This window comes from Bacillus cereus group sp. BfR-BA-01441, from assembly GCF_022663075.1.
In the GTDB taxonomy this organism is placed as follows: domain Bacteria; phylum Bacillota; class Bacilli; order Bacillales; family Bacillaceae_G; genus Bacillus_A; species Bacillus_A cereus.
The window spans coordinates 1-15,694 of sequence record NZ_JAKUEU010000011.1 but is presented as its reverse complement, the minus strand read 5'-3'; the positions used below and the strand labels follow the sequence as shown (position 1 = coordinate 15,694).

The following is a 15,694-nucleotide window of genomic DNA, read 5'->3' as shown; positions in this document are numbered from 1 at the left end:
ATTCAAGCGGTCTTTTCGTTAGTTTGCTTTATAAAATTGTTGGATGGCTTCGTCGATGTAAACCCAGCCTTTCCAACCTAAGTGCATATGATCTTTTAAGAAGTATTTATCGTATTCATGATTTGAGAAGTCGGCAATTGGATAACCAGCTTTTTCAATTTGCTCATGAACTTTCTTATAGTATGCTTCGCGGCGTTCTTTCGGGAAGCCAGCGTAGTCGTACCAAGGACCTTTGACAGGAACAGAAATGAAGAGTGGTTTTGCACCAGATTGTTTTAATAAATCAAGTACAATTTGTAAATCTTCATATTCTGGCGATTGGTCATAAGCATCATTTTTTAAGTAACCTTCACGTTGCTTTAATTTTTTCTTAATTTTGCTATTGAAGTAACCATCTTCGATACCATATTCATTAGATCCAGATTCTGCTGCACCTGTTTGATCCGCATGTTTACGAGCATCTTCCCAGTTCATTTGTTTTAATGAAGGATCGAGCTTCTCTTTGTGCGGTTTAATATTAAACATAGCTGTAAATAAATCTTTACGATCTAAAATGTTACGGTAAATATAAGCGAAAGGTTTAGCAGCAAGTGCTTTTACTTTATACTTCGTATCATCATAAGCGATACCTTCAAGCGAAATTTTTAATAAAGTTTCTTTTTTTACAATCTCAAAGTTTAATAAACGCTTTGCAATTTGTTTTTTCATTTCAGGTTTTAAATCATTGTTGAAAATGAAGTGGTAACCTTGTTGTTTTGAAAAGTTAGGTGCAAAGTGCGTTTCGTCAATACCTTGTGGTACAAACCATTGCGGAGAAAGAACGAATACCATTTTCTTATCTTTCAATTGATCCATTGTAGATGCGAAGTTTAATACATGTACAAGGTCTTGTGTTCCGCCGCGTCCAAGAAGGAATGGCGTAAATCCTTCAGGCTTTACTTTAAAATAATTAGATGGATGGAAAGCATCCATACGTGCGAATTCCGATGAACCGTACATCGGAAGATATTTTGGATCTGCTAACATCTTTTGCTGTAAAATCATACTTTGAATTTTTTCTTCTTTTAAAGAAGTAGCAGCTTGTTCTACTTTTTCATCACTTAAAAGTGGAAGTAGGAAGCGCGTTGGAATAAGTAAGAATACAGCAAAAAGGGCCAATGCTAAAAGCATCGGACCAAATTTTGCTTTGTTCATCGGATTTCTTCCAACTTTTTAATAACCATGTTTGGTGTAGCCCACTCGTCACGGTCAAAATCAGAAATAGAAACTTCAATATCTAAACGCTCTTGGAATTCAACTAATAAAGATACTACAGCGAAAGAATCAAGGATACCTTCTTCAAATAATTGAACATCTAAGTTTTCTTTCACAATATCGTTTTCACATACTTCTTCTAAAATATCTAATACTTGCTCTTTGAATTCTGCCATTTTTAAAATCTCCTTTATATCCGAAATTATTATATGTGCAACTTCTTAATGGAATAAGAAGGGTGCATTAAAAGTATCTGTTAAGGTGTCCAGAGAAGATTAGGAAACCGAAACATACAACGTGGAACGTAATTACAATCGCAAGGATGTGTGTAAATTTATTGTTTGGCCAAAACTTATGCTTCTTGTTTTTTCGTTCAAAAATATCGAATAAAATAAACAGTGCGGCATGGTATAGACCATAAATAACATACTGCGCAACAGCGCTTCCTTGGATGTGCCAAATTCCCATAATGAAGAAGTTTAAAAATGCCCCGATATACGAAATAGTGTAACGGTTCTTAATTAACTTTTTCTTCGTTGCAAAAAAGACGAAACGCATGTAAATAAAATCACGGAACCAGAATGATAAACTCATGTGCCAGCGGTTCCAGAAGTCTTTAATATTACGACTAAGGAATGGCTTATTGAAGTTTTCTGGCGTTTTAATTCCCATCATATAACTTACACCAATTACAAAAGAGCTATAACCAGCAAAATCAAAGAATAGATATAAGCTATAGCTATACATGTAAATCATATTTGAAAATATTGTATCGTGTTGAGCGAATGCTGGATCCATACAATATTGCTTTATTAAGTAAGCAATAATAAATTTATACAAGAAACCTTGGAAAATACGATTTAGTCCTGTATATAGTAAATTTTGATATTCTTCAGCGCTAGGTGGCTTTTGAATATCTTTTTGGAATCTTCGGTAACGATCGATAGGTCCTGTTGAAATCGCAGGGAAGAATAAAACGAATTCCCAGAAGTTAAAGAAAGAAAGCTCTTTAATTAAACCATCACGAACTTCAAATACCATTTGAACTGCTCTGAATGTTACGTAAGATATACCTAGGAAAACAACAAGTTTTAACTCAGGTAAAAACGATGCAAACGGCGCGATTTTTGCCAAAATAAGAGGCAAAATCGATAAAATAACAGCTATGCAAAATGTGAATGTACTATTATTTTGTTTTCTTAAAATTAAATAGCCTTTAATAAGGACATATTGCCAAATAATAAATGCAGCTAGCATCATTGCTTGCTTTGGTTTATCTGAGAAGATAATAGCAATCATGACTAATGTTAAAACGGCATTATATTTGCGCAACATTTTACCTTTTAATCCAGCTATGATAGTAGGTATTAATAAAATGCCCACTATAGCGAAAAAATAAAATGATCCATATGCGGTCATGCTGTAACCTCACTCAATAATTTTTTGCGATCTACCTTTCCATTTGGTGTCATTGGAATAGAAGATTGATACATGAATTTACGTGGAATCATGTAGTTTGGTAATCGCTCATTGAGTTCTTTTTTGATTGCAGATGTTAATTTGAATTCTTTTTCAAATGAATGTTCTCCAGGAACAACAACCGCTAATAAATAATCGTATTTCTCACCTTTTTTAATTGGAACGATAACTGCTCCTTCTACGTAAGAACACGCACGAAGGTGATGCTCAATTTCTTCTAATTCCATTCGATAACCATGCAGCTTAATTTGGAAATCAAGACGACCATTATAGAATAGAAGACCATTTTCAACATAGCCAGCATCGCCTGTTTTATAGGCGCGCTCACCGTCAATCATAGTAAATGCTTTTTCTGTTAATTCAGGGCTTCCTAAATATCCAACGCTTACGCTTGGACCGACAATTACGATTTCACCTTTTTCACCATCAGGTGCGATCGTGCCATCTTCTTTCATAATAAGAAGGCGACAGTCTGATTTACAATAGCCAACTGGAAGTGATTTGTATTGATCAAGCACTTCTTCTGTAACGTGAATACCTGTTACAGCGACAGTAGCTTCTGTTGGACCATACGTATTCATAATTGTTGCTTTAGGGAAACGCTCAATTAATTTTCTAGCCACTTCATTTGGTAACACTTCGCCGCAGAATAAGAATGTTTTCATGTTCGGTAGCATACTCTCAGAGAAAGATGCTTCCATTAAACACATTTCAGCGAAAGAAGGTGTGGAAGTCCATACTTGAATATCCGATTGCTCTAAAGAAGCAAACAAGTCTTTTGGACGCGCAATCATATCTTTATCGATTGCCCAAAGTGTACCACCTGTTACTAATGATGGGTAAATATCCATTACAGATAAATCGAATGAGAAAGGTGCTTGGTTTAAGAATACTTGCCCTGTTTGTAAGTTGAAATCTTCTACAGCCCATTTTGTAAAGCTAACAAGGCAGTTATAAGTAATCTGAACCCCTTTCGGATTACCTGTGCTTCCTGATGTGTAAATAATGTAGAAATTCTCATCACCTTTTACCGCATGTTCAGGATTTGGAGTGTTCCCTTTATGAGTAAAGAAAATATCTTTTAAGTTGTCTTCACTTACGATGCGAACTGGTAAATCAGTTACAGTTACTGCTGTTGCCGATAAAAGTAATTTCGCACCAGAATTTTCAGCAATACGTTGTACACGATCAGCTGGGATAGATAAATCTACAGGAATGTAAGCATGTCCAGCTTTTACACATCCTAAAAAGTTAATAATCATTTCAGGTTGCATATGGCCATACACCATAATTGGTGAACGATCGTCTGGATACTCAGAAGAAATCCAATGTGCTAACGCATCAGAATCTTCCTTTAATTGTTTGTACGTAATTTTCGCATCTCGCCAAACAAAAGCGGTTTGATCAGGCGTTTCTGCAGCCCACTTTTCAATTTGTTCTAATAACTTCATAACGTTCCCACCCTAGAATTCATTGTAAATAAATGTACTTGTGTTTGTATCATGGAATCCATACAACCAAAGTAATGCAAATAAAATTGCAAGATAATAAACCGTCTTTGCAACCCATTGTGTGAGTGGTCGAGACCATATCTCTTTTAATCTTTCCATGTCTTTCCCTCTCTTAATGAAATAATAGCTCTTTGTAGGTATCATGTCCTACATTATTGTGAAAAAAACAAAATCCCACATTTTAGGTAAAAATAAGTCAAAAGGCTCTTTTCTGATATTAGCACTAAATACTAAAAAAGAAAATCCCTAACTTAGCAATTATATTACATTCAGCATGAATTTGTAATGGGTTTGACATGTAAATAGAAAGTGGATTGTGTGAATACATAAAAGTGGACTATAAGAATACGTAAAAATACAGTGTTTGTTTTTATTAATCATTTAAGACGGAGTAAGCTTTTAAATTTCTAGTTCTTTTGAAAAGGAGGAAATTATCATGAATAGAGTGTGGAAGAATCTAATTTCGGAAGAAAATATCGTGAAATGGAGAAGGCATTTCCATAAGTATCCGGAATTATCATTTCATGAAAAAGAAACTTCGCAATTTATATATGATACATTATGCTCATTTTCTTCTTTTGAAGTAACGAGACCGACGAAATATAGTGTACTAGCAATTAAAAGAGGTGTGAAGCAAGGGAAAGTAATTGCGATTCGAGCTGATATAGACGCTTTGCCAATTCAAGAGGAGACAAGTAAATCTTATACATCTGTGAATAAAGGAATGATGCATGCATGTGGGCACGATGCTCACGCAGCTATTTTATTAAGCACAGCAGAGGTGTTATCAAATATAAAGGAAGATTTTGCAGGTGAGATTCGTCTATTCTTTCAGCACGCAGAAGAGGTGTATCCAGGCGGGGGACAAGAAATGGTTGAGGCAGGTGTAATGGACGGTGTTGATTATGTAATAGGTTTACATGTTATGTCAGGACTTGAGAGTGGAAAGATAGGAATTGCATATGGACCGATGATGGCAGCTCCAGACGTATTTACAGTTGAGATTCAAGGCAAAGGAGGACATGCGGCGCGACCAGAAGAAACGATAGATCCTATTGCTATCGGAGCACAGATTATTACAAATCTACAACATATCGTATCAAGAAATACAAGTGCTTTTATGCAAAGGGTTGTTTCAGTTACACAATTTCATGGGGGAACGGCTGACAATATTATTCCTAGTACAGCAACTTTAATGGGAACTGTTCGTTCATTTAATCAAGCATTGAGGGTGGAAGCAGAAGGGAAAATCGAGAAAATTGTGAAAGGAATTACAGAAGCACATGGAGGATCGTATACATATACGTATCGATATGGATATGATCCGGTTATTAATGATGAATATATTACGAAAATAGTAGAAGAAAGTGCACTACATTTGTTTGGGAATGAGCGTGTTGTGAAGCTTGAACCTTCTATGGGTGGAGAAGATTTTTCAGCATATTTAAGAAAAGCACCTGGTTGTTTCATTAAATTAGGAACAGGTAATGAAAATATATATACTTGTTATCCACATCATCATCCGAAATTTGACTTGGATGAATCAGCATTAATTTGTGGAGTGGAGCTATTTTTAGAGACGACTATAAGATTACTAAAATCATAGAAAAACAAAAAAAGGCAACTGCACTCTATTGCAGTTGCTTTTATTTCTTTCCGTCAGAGAGGGCTGAGAAAGAACTATGCTCATTCATAGTATATGAATAGCTAACGGACAAGCTTGTACATTTTAATCATTTTTTTAAAAATAGTTATTGACATTGATTATCAATGTCAATTAATCTAAATATAGTTGAAATTGATAATTATTATCAATAGGATGGATGCGACATGTTAATGAGAAAGAATTTTCACCTTCTGCGGAGGGGATTAAAAGATAAAAATAAAGATGTTGATCAGCATATGGAATGGCAAAGAAATGTAATTCGGTCTGAATATGTAGATGAGAAGAAGAGCATTCAAACAGAAAAAGAGATACAAAGTAAAGGGAGAGGTTCAGTTGAGTAAGTTAGTAATGATTTTTGCAAGTATGAGTGGAAATACAGAGGAAATGGCTGACCATATTGCCGGCGTAATTCGTGAAACAGAAAATGAAATTGAAGTTATTGATATTATGGATTCACCAGAAGCTTCTATATTAGAACAGTATGATGGAATTATTTTAGGTGCATACACTTGGGGAGATGGCGATCTTCCTGATGATTTCTTAGATTTTTATGATGCAATGGATTCTATTGATTTAACTGGGAAAAAAGCGGCAGTATTCGGATCATGTGATTCGGCTTATCCGAAATACGGAGTGGCAGTTGACATTTTAATAGAAAAGCTACAAGAGTGCGGGGCAGCAGTTGTGTTAGAAGGACTAAAAGTAGAATTAACGCCAGAAGATGAAGATGTAGAAAAATGTTTACAGTTTGGAGCTGAATTTGTAAAACACCTTTCTTAATGGCAGAAGGGAGATGAAGAGCAAGTGCATGAGAAAATCTCAATCAAAATGATGACAGATTATCATTTGTATGATTTTATGCGTTGTCCGCATAAATTTTATTTTCGTCACATAAAAAGAAGAGAACCTTCTTCATTTGAATGGCAACAAATAGCACAAATGATTGTCAATCAAATTATTAACGAGTATTACACGCTACCTGCGGGTCAACAAACGAAAATTGTACTTTTAATATTAATAGAAAAGTATTGGAAAAAAGTAAGGATTAATATGTTTGCTTCGAAGACGGAGTACTATATTGTATTAGCGAAGCTAACGGATCACTTATTACAGTTCGTTGAAAAGGATGATAGTCAGACACCACCATTGTTTTTATACGAGAAGTTTCAAACATATATGGAAGAGTTAGGTGTCCACATGTCATTGACATTTGAAGTTGGTGAGTGGAGTGCTGAGTCGTTTGTAATTAAAAAGTATGTTGTCGATGCAGATGAGGAAATGCTTGCTCTTTGTCAGAAGCTAATGACAGTATTCAGTTATAAAGCTTTCGGAGTTCTTCCAGGAAAAATTGAAGTTATTAATTTAATAGAAGGAACTAAGTATGAGTACATTCCGAAACAGGAAGATATTATAACTGGAATGGCTGATTTATCTAGAATGAAAGAAATGTTAGAGCAACCTGAGCATTATACAGAGCGTCATTTTCGTTCTGAGTGTATAAGTTGTGCGTTTCGTAGTGAATGCCAAGGGGAAGAAGTAAAGACAGAAGCGAAACAGAAGAAAAATATAGTTCATTAAAGGATGCAACTTTGCATCCTTTTTTGTTATTGACATGAAAAGCTTTTCATCATTTACGGTATATTTGTAGCAGATTTTAATAAAGTGAAACTTTAATCAGTGGGGGTTTTGTCAATCACCCACTGATTATCAGCCCTCATTAATCGGGCTACCCACAAATAGCAGAATAAAGGGAGGAATAATCAATGAAAGATGAAACAAAAGTATTTCAATGGTTAAAAGAACAAAATGCTCCTTTTGAAATTCAACTGCAAATTTTACAGGCGTTTCAATTGTATAAAGTTATTGTTGAAATGGATAAAAAGTTAATGATGTATGAGGAGAGAGTATATAGGGAGAGAATGTAATCTCATCCCTGTAATATCGTTTTTAGCTGTTCTGTGCCTGTAATGAATTCGAGTTCATTCTCTGACTCAAAGTTATAAATAATATTATGTAGTAAAGGACTGTATTGATAAAAGGTAGTAACACGATGAATGAGTAATGGATCATGATGAGAAATAAGTGTACTGTACTGTTCATATACAGATGTAGTAAACTCATCTCCGAAATCATAATATAGTCCTGCAAAATCAAAAGCAGGATCGCCAATTTGCGCATCACCAAAATCGATAACACCTGAAATGCTTTTGTTATGCTTGTTAAATAAAATGTGATGATGAGTAAAATCAGCGTGAATGATTGTGTTTTGAAAAGTGGATGTAGCTAAACATGCAAAGAAATTTTCAAATAAGCGATTTAAGGCTAGTTTCTGTAATGAAGTAAGGCTAGTAGTGAGATATTGGTTTAATTTTGTTTGTAGCTCTTTCCAGTAGGTACATGTTTTTTCAATAGGGAAACATAGCGTTGTAACTTGGTGTAAAGGAATACTATGTAGTACCGCAAGGAAAGTAGCTAATTGTGTAATAATTGCTTTCAGCTCTGTATCCTCCAGCGTGGCAACTGTTTCTGTTTTTAATGGTTCACCATGAATGAGAGTATAGTAACTACAAAGAGGAACCTCATCAGATTCATTTTTATAAATTAGGTGATATTGTGGAACTTCGATTTCTTGTAGTGATTGAGTGAGAATTGCGCATAGTTCTTTTTCTAACGGAATTCGCATCGCATATTCCTGTTTTCGCGGGAAACGAAACAGTAGCTCATCATTTACTATAACTGCTACATTATCCCATCCTTCTTCATTTTGTTTATATGAATGTATAGAAAGATTAGGCAAAGCTTCTTTTATATAATGTTTGTAAGAGTCCATAATTGTTCCTCGTTTCTGAGTTAAGTTATTCTATTTTATGATATCAGAATTTTCTTTCTATATGTTAAAATATATCTATTATTATGAAGAAGGGCGGGAGTATTACGAAAAAAAGACTGTTAATCATTTCTCTATGTATCGCTTTTGTATTGTTTTGGTCATATAAAGAGGAGGTTTTTGCTACCTTTAAACCGATTGATCAGTACGAGTTAAATAAGGAATTAAAGAACAAAAGTATAGAAAATTTAACTCATAATGAAATGAAAAAGGTAGGAGAGCATTTTGTGACTGAACAACTATCAGTGTTTGAGTTTAATAATAAAGAAGATGTGAAACGAAAAGGTGAAGAACTATTTTTAAATAGAGGGTATGAACAATTAATGGGAAATTATTATCCAAATCGTTTTCGAGATTTAGAGTATAAATTTACAAGCGAGGAGATACGTGAAGAGACCAATGAGAGTTTTCTTTATCAAGCTGTAGCGTACGTTGCGGGTACTGAAAATGATAAGAGTAAGAGAGGCGAAATGAAATTGAATTATGAAGTGAAAATTGTAAAGGTTAATAATAGATTTATGGTGCTAGAACAAAAGCAGCGCGTACAATAAAGGAAATTCATTGCTCAATAGATCATTTGGGGGTGTACTACTTAATGCGGAATAAAAAGGCCCTCAAGGAATAAAGGGCCTTTAAAGATTTTCATTTTGTTGACCAAGTTCTTTTTGAGCAATATATAAATTCCCTTGCTCGACTTGTTTAAGAGTATGAACAGAATCTCCTGCATATCCTTTTTGTGTTTTAACAGTTCTTTTTGAACGATTGGAATCTTGTTTCTTCATATAATAGGCCACCTTTCATCAAAAATAAACGAAAATGATAAGTATGAGTAATACAGCAGCGAAAATGGTAATGCCCATTAAAAACGAAGTGTTTTTATATTTAGGTGGCTTATGTACATCTTGCCGATATCCAGGTGAAATTTCAGGGGCAAATTCTTCATCGAATGATTGCTTTTTTTCTTTGTCGTCCATATGTACCCACCTTTCTTTTTCATTATATTATACGTTACAAGAAAAAATATGCATAAAGAAAACAGCCGCTTTATTATTAGCGGCTGTTTTGTGTTGTATATTTTCGTTGTACTTGAAAGAGACGGATAAGTAGGAAGGCAGCGCCAAATGCTAGACCGATAATAAGACCGATCCAATAGCCTTTCGCGGCCCATTCTGTATACGTCGCTAATATGTAACCTAGTGGTAGACCTATTATCCAATAAGCAATTAAAGTCATAATTAGAGCAACATTTACATCTTTATAACCACGCAAAGCTCCTTGTACAGGGGTTGCAATTGCATCTGAAATTTGAAATAAAATTGCAAAGATAAGAAATTCTTTTGCTAAATGATGAACTTTTGCATCTGTCGTATAAATAGAAGCAATTTGATCATCAAAGAAGTAGAGAAGAATCGAATATAATAAAGCAAAGGCAAGGGCTAATCCAATTCCAATCAATCCGTATTGTTTTGCATTATCGTAACGTTTTGCTCCAACTTCGAATCCGACCGCAATAGTCATTGCCATTGCTAAACTTAGCGGAGTCATATATAACAAGGAAGCAAAGTTCATAGCTGCTTGGTGAGCTGCAATAGTTGTCGTACTAAAATTACTCATCATGAGCGTTACCGCAGCGAAAATACTCGTTTCAAAAAAGATAGCAAATCCGATAGGGACGCCAAGTTTTAAGAATGCTTTCCAACTCGAAAGAGAAGGTCGGTATAATTGTTTGAAAATGTTGAAAGAGGCAAAAGGCTCTTTCGTCTGAATAATAATGACTGTAATAATTAAAATGCACCAATATGTTGCAGTGGAAGCAATTGCTGCTCCGACACCACCAAGCTTTGGGAAACCGAAGTTACCAAAAATTAATAGGTAATTTAATATTACGTTAATTGGTAATGATAATAATGTAATAATCATCGTTGTTCGAGTTTTTCCTAATGCATCAATAAATCCACGTAAAACAGTGTAAGTGAATAAAGGTATAATTCCTATTGCGATAATACTTAAAAATTGCGCTGCAATACGTTCCACAGGTTCTTCTAAGCGCATGCCATTTAAAATAGGTGAAACGACGAAAAAACCGATGAGGATAACAACGAAGCTAGCACAAATTGCTAAATAAACTGCTTGTATGACAACGTGGGGAACGTCCTCTTTTTTCTTGGATCCAACGAGCTGTGCAACAATGGGAGTAGTAGCCATTAAAATTCCTGTTAACCCCGTACTAACTGGAATCCATATACTTGTTCCAATTGCAACACCTGCTAAATCAGTTGGACTTGCATGTCCTGACATCGTTGTATCAAAAAAACTCATCGCAAATAATGACATTTGTGTTACGAAAATCGGAAAAAATAGTAATACAAATTGCTTTAACTTTTGTGAGAATGAAGTAGTTTCTTTCATAAAATCCCCTTTCCGTATAAAAAAACAAACTCTTACTATCATACAATTTAATCAAAGATTAGAAAAGAAATACGCGCCTATAACATATGAAGCCAATAAAAAAAGGATGCACTTTGAAAAGGGATAAGGTATTATGATAAGGTGTGAAAAAATTACATATTATTTGTTATTAAGGAGGCACTACTTGTGGCTGATTGGTTAATTGGTTTAATCATGGGTGCTGTTGAAGGGTTAACAGAGTTTCTACCAGTATCATCAACAGGACATATGATTTTAACAGGACATTTAATTGGATTTGACGATGAGAGAGCGAAAGTTTTTGAAGTTGTTATCCAATTGGGATCGATTTTAGCAGTTGTTGTTATATTTTGGAAGCGTCTATGGTCGTTAGTTGGAATAGGTAAAGTAACAGACGGACCATCGTTAAATTTATTACATATTATTATCGGGATGATTCCTGCTGGGATACTTGGCGTGTTATTCCATAGCACTATTAAAGAGGTTTTATTTGGTCCAGGACCAGTTGTTATTAGCTTAGTAGCCGGTGGTATTTTAATGATTGTTGCTGAGAAGTTTTCGAAACCAAGTACAGCAAGAACGTTAGATGAAATCACATATAAACAGGCATTTACAATTGGAATGTTTCAATGTTTAGCTCTTTGGCCAGGATTTTCTCGTTCTGGTTCTACAATCAGTGGTGGTTTATTAGCTCGCGTGTCGCATACAGCGGCAGCTGAATATACGTTCATTTTAGCGGTACCGATGATGGTAGCTGCAAGTGGATTAGATTTAATTAAAAGCTGGGATGTATTAAGCTCAGCAGATATAACGCTATTTGTAACAGGATTTGTAACTGCATTCGTTGTTGCGATGCTTGCAATTGTTTCATTCTTGAAATTATTATCTCGTGTGAAACTAACACCGTTCGCTTATTATCGTTTCATTTTAGCTGCGGTATTCTATTTCTTCATTATGTAATAAAAAAACCTGCCGAGCTCGGCAGGTTTTTTTATTTTACTATTTTTTCCACCATATTTTCCATTACATGCTCCCAAAGAGAAGTATCATCAGCTAATGTAGCACGGAAATTAGCATACATTTCTTTTTGTTTTTCTTCGAATGTTGGATCTTCTTTTTCGGGTAATGTAGCGCGCATTGAAGTTACTAATTCTTGTACTTTTGGAGCGCGTGGTCCAAAGACGGCTTGTTCATTTCCATCTTTATCAATGAAAATAAAGATTGGAATCGCACGTGCTGTTCCATTTGTTAAATATTGATCCATTAATTCTAAGTTTTCGTCGCGAATTAATAAACTCATTTCAATATTTGCAACTTCAGAAATTCGTTTCATAACAGGTACGCATAAAAGAGCATCGCCACACCAATCAGCAGTTAATACGATAACACGCCAGCCGTCATTTTGACGTTCTTCTAATACAGGAAGTAATTCATTTGGAATTAAAAAGTTATTGTAAATGTGTAGTAGCTCGTATTGGTTTACTTGCATTTCATTCACATATGTATCAAAGGACATACCTTTATCAGCCCATTGTTGTAAGTTCATAATTAACACCTCTTTAGTAAGATTTGCTTTCATTGTACCAATTTTTATATAGAAAAGCTTGTATTCTTACTCTTTCTCGTCACTTAATAACTTATTTAAGAGGAAAAAGAATAGTACGACACATAATTCAGCTATGTTGGACATTTGTACGCTTTCTATCCAATCATCAGCAGTATGAATGACGAACCAATCTAGTGTAATTTCAATGAATGAGAAAAGAGTAATAGAAATCCAATTTGGCATGTTTTGTGTCAGTGGATATAGCAGCGCTTTGAAGAAACTGAAGATGAAAAATGTAATATTGTCTAAGAAAGTGATTAATAAAAAAAAGAGAAGTAACGCAATACGTGAACTATACTCTATACCTGTAATTTGAAAGATTCCTACATATACAAAAAATATAAATGCAAAAATTATAATGAGAAAAAGAGCAATAATACTAATGATAATCGTTTTATCTTTTAGGCTGAGATTTGGGAATTTCTCCTTCTCATGCATTAAGATACCCCCTTTTTCTGGAAGTTAACTTCATTTTATCATGAAATACATATTAAAAAACTACGAATTATGGGAAAATAAGGTGACAAAAAGTAAGATTTCATGTAAAATTATTAATAAGGTTTTTATTTAACTAAATGAAATAAAAGGAGCTGTCAAAGTTGTCTCAAAATCGAGAGCAATTAATGGAAGAACTATCGACAAATGTGTTTGCTATGTTTCGCACATTGCGTAATGATATCGGAAAAATATTTGGTGGTTACATACCGTGGAATGAATTCATCGTCCTGAGAATATTAAATCGTACGAATAAAGAAATGGTATCGCGTGTAGCAAATGAATTAAATGTGTCGAATAGTCATATTACAGCTGTTACAGAAAAATTAATTAATAAAGGTTTTGTAACTCGTTCACGTTCTACATCAGATCGCCGAGTTGTGTATTTAGAGATTACAGAACAAGGGAAAGATTTAGTTGCGAAAATGGAAGATGCGAAAAAACAATATTTACAAGAAAGATTCTCTGCACTTTCAGAAGATGAAATGAATGTAATGATTTCAATTTCCAAAAAACTTATTTAAGTGATTATAAACAAGAAAACGCTTACGTGATGAAATAGAAGATCTTCCTTATATATGGGAGGTCTTCTTTCATGTGTAATAGATGTTAAAAAATAAAATGTGTATGAAAAAAGATAGAGCGCCATACTACTAATACAAGGAAGGGAGGGAGAAATATGACGAATCGTAACGGTAGTAAAGGGAGCGGTAATCAAGGATCACCAAAGTCCGGCCAGTTTAATCAGGAATTTAGCACTGAATTTGAAACTGGTAATGATAATAAAGGGAAAGAATATCGTTCTAAAAAAGGGAGTAAATCAAAAAAGGAGTGAAATTCATCACTCCTTTTTTGATTTAAGATGCTGCCGATTGATCCGTATTATATTTTTCTTCTGATTTTGCGACAATCATTGCGCAAATTGCATCACCAGAAATGTTTACAGCTGTTCTAGACATATCTAAAATACGGTCAATACCGATAATTAAAGCGATACCTTCTACTGGTAGATTTACTTGATTTAAAACCATTGTAAGCATTACAAGTCCAACACCAGGTACACCAGCAGTACCGATACTAGCTAGTACAGCAGTTAATACGACCATAGCTAATTGCGGTAATGTAAGTTCAACTCCGTATACTTGAGCGATAAATACAGTGGCTACCCCTTGCATAATGGCAGTACCATCCATATTAATAGTTGCCCCTAGTGGTTGTACAAATGAGCTTATCGCTTTTGGAACGCCAAGCTTATCTTGTGCTGTTTTCATTGCAAATGGAAGCGATGCATTAGAGCTAGATGTACTAAATCCAATTGCCATTACTGGTCCGAAATGTTTAAAGAAACGAACAATACTTTCTTTTGCTAATACCTTTAATAAGCCGCCATATACAAAGACCCCGTGAATAATGAGTACTAACATAACGACAATCATATACTTGAACATCGCAGCGACGCCTGCAAGCCCCATTTTACCAACGGATGAAGCGAGCAAACCGAATGTTCCAATTGGGGCTAATTTCATAACGAGATTAACAAGATACATCATTAATTCGTTGCCCTGTTCAAGTAATGAATGGATACCTTGAACTCGTTTTCCTAAAATAGCTATACCGAGTCCAATCAATACGGCAAAGGCAATGATTTGTAACATGTTTCCGTCAGCCATCGCTTTTGCTGGGTTATCTGGTACGATATTTAGCAATGTGTCGACGAAAGATGTTTCAGTTTTTGCACCTTCATACTTAAGACCTTCTGTTTTAAAATTACCGCCAGCTCCTGGTTTTATAATAAGTGCAAATGTAACCGCTATAGAGATGGCAACCGCAGTTGTTACGAGAAAGAATGAAATTGATTTTAAACCGATTCTTCCAAGTTGTTTCGGATCTCCAAGGCCGGCAGCACCAAGTACGATAGAAATGAACACAACAGGAACAACTAGCATTTTAATAAGTCGAATAAACAATTGACCAATTGGGTTGAACACAAATTGATTTAGTGGCTCAAAGATAGATGGAGCAGCTAAATTTAGAGTGAGTCCAACAACTAGACCTAGAAATAATGCGATTAAGATTGCTTTTGTTTGTTTCAATAAAATCCCCCCTTTTGTTTTTGCGAAATTTCTTTCTAAAGTAATTATACCGAAAAAATACCTGATTTGACAATATTTTCTGAATTTTTCGTTTTTGTTTAAGTGTAGATAGACTGATTTTGTGTTTGGAAAATATAATAGACCATCACATAGGATGGTCTAGGGAAGGGGACAATTTATGTCAATTTAATTAGGGATGGAAGTTGCTTTAAGACACTGGGGAATGTCTTATAAATTAGGGAGGAACAACTTCGATACATATACTATAAAAGGTAG

At 34.7% G+C, this 15,694-nt stretch carries 21 protein-coding genes; 9 read left to right on the top strand and 12 right to left on the bottom strand.

Annotated elements, in window-relative coordinates:
- Positions 1–18: 18 nt before the first annotated feature.
- The 5 genes from dltD to MR107_RS07205 form a co-directional block, all read right to left on the bottom strand.
- A complete protein-coding gene (gene dltD, locus MR107_RS07225; RefSeq protein WP_078186385.1) occupies positions 19–1,194 on the bottom strand; it encodes a D-alanyl-lipoteichoic acid biosynthesis protein DltD in 1,176 nt (391 codons plus the stop codon).
- On the bottom strand, positions 1,191–1,430 hold the full coding sequence (gene dltC, locus MR107_RS07220; protein ID WP_000807310.1) for a D-alanine--poly(phosphoribitol) ligase subunit DltC: 240 nt from the start codon (positions 1,428–1,430) through the stop codon (positions 1,191–1,193). Before dltC ends, dltD begins: the two co-directional genes overlap by 4 nt.
- Positions 1,431–1,497: 67 nt before the next feature.
- Positions 1,498–2,673 (bottom strand): D-alanyl-lipoteichoic acid biosynthesis protein DltB, encoded by a 1,176-nt coding sequence (gene dltB, locus MR107_RS07215; protein WP_000127933.1) that lies wholly within the window; start codon positions 2,671–2,673, stop codon positions 1,498–1,500.
- On the bottom strand, positions 2,670–4,184 hold the full coding sequence (gene dltA / locus MR107_RS07210; RefSeq protein WP_000770505.1) for a D-alanine--poly(phosphoribitol) ligase subunit DltA: 1,515 nt from the start codon (positions 4,182–4,184) through the stop codon (positions 2,670–2,672). The genes dltB and dltA overlap by 4 nt, the downstream gene beginning before the upstream one ends.
- A gap of 12 nt (positions 4,185–4,196) precedes the next feature.
- Positions 4,197–4,343, bottom strand: coding sequence for a teichoic acid D-Ala incorporation-associated protein DltX (locus tag MR107_RS07205; protein WP_000440293.1), 147 nt, complete (start codon positions 4,341–4,343; stop codon positions 4,197–4,199).
- A 337-nt stretch (positions 4,344–4,680) separates the two neighbouring features.
- Between MR107_RS07205 and amaA the strand changes: the two genes are divergently transcribed.
- The 5 genes from amaA (at position 4,681) to MR107_RS07180 (ending at position 7,835) form a co-directional block, all read left to right on the top strand.
- Complete coding sequence (gene amaA, locus MR107_RS07200; protein WP_001082783.1) at positions 4,681–5,850, top strand: N-acyl-aliphatic-L-amino acid amidohydrolase; 1,170 nt, start codon at positions 4,681–4,683, stop codon at positions 5,848–5,850.
- A 224-nt stretch (positions 5,851–6,074) separates the two neighbouring features.
- On the top strand, positions 6,075–6,251 hold the full coding sequence (locus MR107_RS07195; protein WP_000929023.1) for a hypothetical protein: 177 nt from the start codon (positions 6,075–6,077) through the stop codon (positions 6,249–6,251).
- Complete coding sequence (locus MR107_RS07190) at positions 6,244–6,690, top strand: flavodoxin (protein WP_078186386.1); 447 nt, start codon at positions 6,244–6,246, stop codon at positions 6,688–6,690. The genes MR107_RS07195 and MR107_RS07190 overlap by 8 nt, the downstream gene beginning before the upstream one ends.
- A gap of 24 nt (positions 6,691–6,714) precedes the next feature.
- Positions 6,715–7,488 carry a hypothetical protein gene (locus MR107_RS07185; RefSeq protein ID WP_242292218.1) on the top strand — a complete coding sequence of 258 codons (774 nt, stop codon included), beginning with the start codon at positions 6,715–6,717 and terminating at the stop codon, positions 7,486–7,488.
- A gap of 185 nt (positions 7,489–7,673) precedes the next feature.
- Positions 7,674–7,835: a hypothetical protein gene (locus MR107_RS07180; RefSeq protein WP_000651086.1), complete on the top strand. Its 162-nt coding sequence runs from the start codon at positions 7,674–7,676 to the stop codon at positions 7,833–7,835.
- A 2-nt stretch (positions 7,836–7,837) separates the two neighbouring features.
- On the opposite strand, the gene MR107_RS07175 is transcribed toward MR107_RS07180, so the two are convergent.
- The gene (locus MR107_RS07175) at positions 7,838–8,740 is read right to left on the bottom strand and encodes an aminoglycoside phosphotransferase family protein (RefSeq protein WP_242292217.1); all 903 of its coding nucleotides are present in this window, start codon (positions 8,738–8,740) and stop codon (positions 7,838–7,840) included.
- Between the two features lie 83 nt (positions 8,741–8,823).
- Between MR107_RS07175 and MR107_RS07170 the strand changes: the two genes are divergently transcribed.
- On the top strand, positions 8,824–9,348 hold the full coding sequence (locus MR107_RS07170; protein ID WP_048538170.1) for a hypothetical protein: 525 nt from the start codon (positions 8,824–8,826) through the stop codon (positions 9,346–9,348).
- A gap of 81 nt (positions 9,349–9,429) precedes the next feature.
- On the opposite strand, the gene MR107_RS07165 is transcribed toward MR107_RS07170, so the two are convergent.
- From MR107_RS07165 to MR107_RS07155, 3 genes are all read right to left on the bottom strand, one after another.
- Positions 9,430–9,579: a hypothetical protein gene (locus MR107_RS07165; protein ID WP_000743742.1), complete on the bottom strand. Its 150-nt coding sequence runs from the start codon at positions 9,577–9,579 to the stop codon at positions 9,430–9,432.
- A gap of 18 nt (positions 9,580–9,597) precedes the next feature.
- Positions 9,598–9,771, bottom strand: coding sequence for a hypothetical protein (locus MR107_RS07160; protein ID WP_000341062.1), 174 nt, complete (start codon positions 9,769–9,771; stop codon positions 9,598–9,600).
- Positions 9,772–9,847: 76 nt separating this feature from the next.
- The gene (locus MR107_RS07155; protein WP_000665548.1) at positions 9,848–11,206 is read right to left on the bottom strand and encodes an MATE family efflux transporter; all 1,359 of its coding nucleotides are present in this window, start codon (positions 11,204–11,206) and stop codon (positions 9,848–9,850) included.
- A 186-nt stretch (positions 11,207–11,392) separates the two neighbouring features.
- On the opposite strand from MR107_RS07155, the gene uppP reads away from it, so the two are divergent.
- The gene (uppP, locus tag MR107_RS07150) at positions 11,393–12,184 is read left to right on the top strand and encodes a bacitracin resistance undecaprenyl-diphosphatase (RefSeq protein ID WP_000796253.1); all 792 of its coding nucleotides are present in this window, start codon (positions 11,393–11,395) and stop codon (positions 12,182–12,184) included.
- Between the two features lie 31 nt (positions 12,185–12,215).
- Here uppP and MR107_RS07145 read toward each other — a convergent pair whose 3' ends face one another.
- Positions 12,216–12,803, bottom strand: coding sequence for a thioredoxin family protein (locus MR107_RS07145; RefSeq protein WP_002040836.1), 588 nt, complete (start codon positions 12,801–12,803; stop codon positions 12,216–12,218).
- A gap of 33 nt (positions 12,804–12,836) precedes the next feature.
- Entirely contained in the window at positions 12,837–13,268 is a 432-nt protein-coding gene (locus MR107_RS07140; RefSeq protein ID WP_242292216.1) for a YrvL family regulatory protein, read from the bottom strand.
- 161 nt (positions 13,269–13,429) lie between these two features.
- Between MR107_RS07140 and MR107_RS07135 the strand changes: the two genes are divergently transcribed.
- Together MR107_RS07135 and MR107_RS07130 are read left to right on the top strand one after the other, a co-directional pair.
- Positions 13,430–13,849, top strand: coding sequence for a MarR family winged helix-turn-helix transcriptional regulator (locus MR107_RS07135; RefSeq protein ID WP_000081432.1), 420 nt, complete (start codon positions 13,430–13,432; stop codon positions 13,847–13,849).
- Positions 13,850–14,004: 155 nt separating this feature from the next.
- Positions 14,005–14,160 carry a hypothetical protein gene (locus tag MR107_RS07130; protein WP_000184928.1) on the top strand — a complete coding sequence of 52 codons (156 nt, stop codon included), beginning with the start codon at positions 14,005–14,007 and terminating at the stop codon, positions 14,158–14,160.
- A 22-nt stretch (positions 14,161–14,182) separates the two neighbouring features.
- On the opposite strand, the gene MR107_RS07125 is transcribed toward MR107_RS07130, so the two are convergent.
- Positions 14,183–15,418: a dicarboxylate/amino acid:cation symporter gene (locus tag MR107_RS07125; RefSeq protein WP_000814802.1), complete on the bottom strand. Its 1,236-nt coding sequence runs from the start codon at positions 15,416–15,418 to the stop codon at positions 14,183–14,185.
- Between the last annotated feature and the right edge of the window lie 276 nt (positions 15,419–15,694).

Bases quoted from the DNA above. Each gene is read 5' to 3' on its own strand.
- dltC (WP_000807310.1), bottom strand. From the start codon at position 1,430: ATGGCAGAATTCAAAGAGCAAGTATTAGATATTTTAGAAGAAGTATGT.
- MR107_RS07140 (WP_242292216.1), bottom strand. From the start codon at position 13,268: ATGCATGAGAAGGAGAAATTCCCAAATCTCAGCCTAAAAGATAAAACG.
- MR107_RS07175 (WP_242292217.1), bottom strand. From the start codon at position 8,740: ATGGACTCTTACAAACATTATATAAAAGAAGCTTTGCCTAATCTTTCT.
- dltB (WP_000127933.1), bottom strand. From the start codon at position 2,673: ATGACCGCATATGGATCATTTTATTTTTTCGCTATAGTGGGCATTTTA.
- MR107_RS07180 (WP_000651086.1), top strand. From the start codon at position 7,674: ATGAAAGATGAAACAAAAGTATTTCAATGGTTAAAAGAACAAAATGCT.
- MR107_RS07205 (WP_000440293.1), bottom strand. From the start codon at position 4,343: ATGGAAAGATTAAAAGAGATATGGTCTCGACCACTCACACAATGGGTT.
- amaA (WP_001082783.1), top strand. From the start codon at position 4,681: ATGAATAGAGTGTGGAAGAATCTAATTTCGGAAGAAAATATCGTGAAA.
- MR107_RS07165 (WP_000743742.1), bottom strand. From the start codon at position 9,579: ATGAAGAAACAAGATTCCAATCGTTCAAAAAGAACTGTTAAAACACAA.
- MR107_RS07155 (WP_000665548.1), bottom strand. From the start codon at position 11,206: ATGAAAGAAACTACTTCATTCTCACAAAAGTTAAAGCAATTTGTATTA.
- MR107_RS07195 (WP_000929023.1), top strand. From the start codon at position 6,075: ATGTTAATGAGAAAGAATTTTCACCTTCTGCGGAGGGGATTAAAAGAT.
- dltA (WP_000770505.1), bottom strand. From the start codon at position 4,184: ATGAAGTTATTAGAACAAATTGAAAAGTGGGCTGCAGAAACGCCTGAT.
- MR107_RS07130 (WP_000184928.1), top strand. From the start codon at position 14,005: ATGACGAATCGTAACGGTAGTAAAGGGAGCGGTAATCAAGGATCACCA.
- MR107_RS07145 (WP_002040836.1), bottom strand. From the start codon at position 12,803: ATGAAAGCAAATCTTACTAAAGAGGTGTTAATTATGAACTTACAACAA.
- dltD (WP_078186385.1), bottom strand. From the start codon at position 1,194: ATGAACAAAGCAAAATTTGGTCCGATGCTTTTAGCATTGGCCCTTTTT.
- MR107_RS07170 (WP_048538170.1), top strand. From the start codon at position 8,824: ATGAAGAAGGGCGGGAGTATTACGAAAAAAAGACTGTTAATCATTTCT.
- MR107_RS07160 (WP_000341062.1), bottom strand. From the start codon at position 9,771: ATGGACGACAAAGAAAAAAAGCAATCATTCGATGAAGAATTTGCCCCT.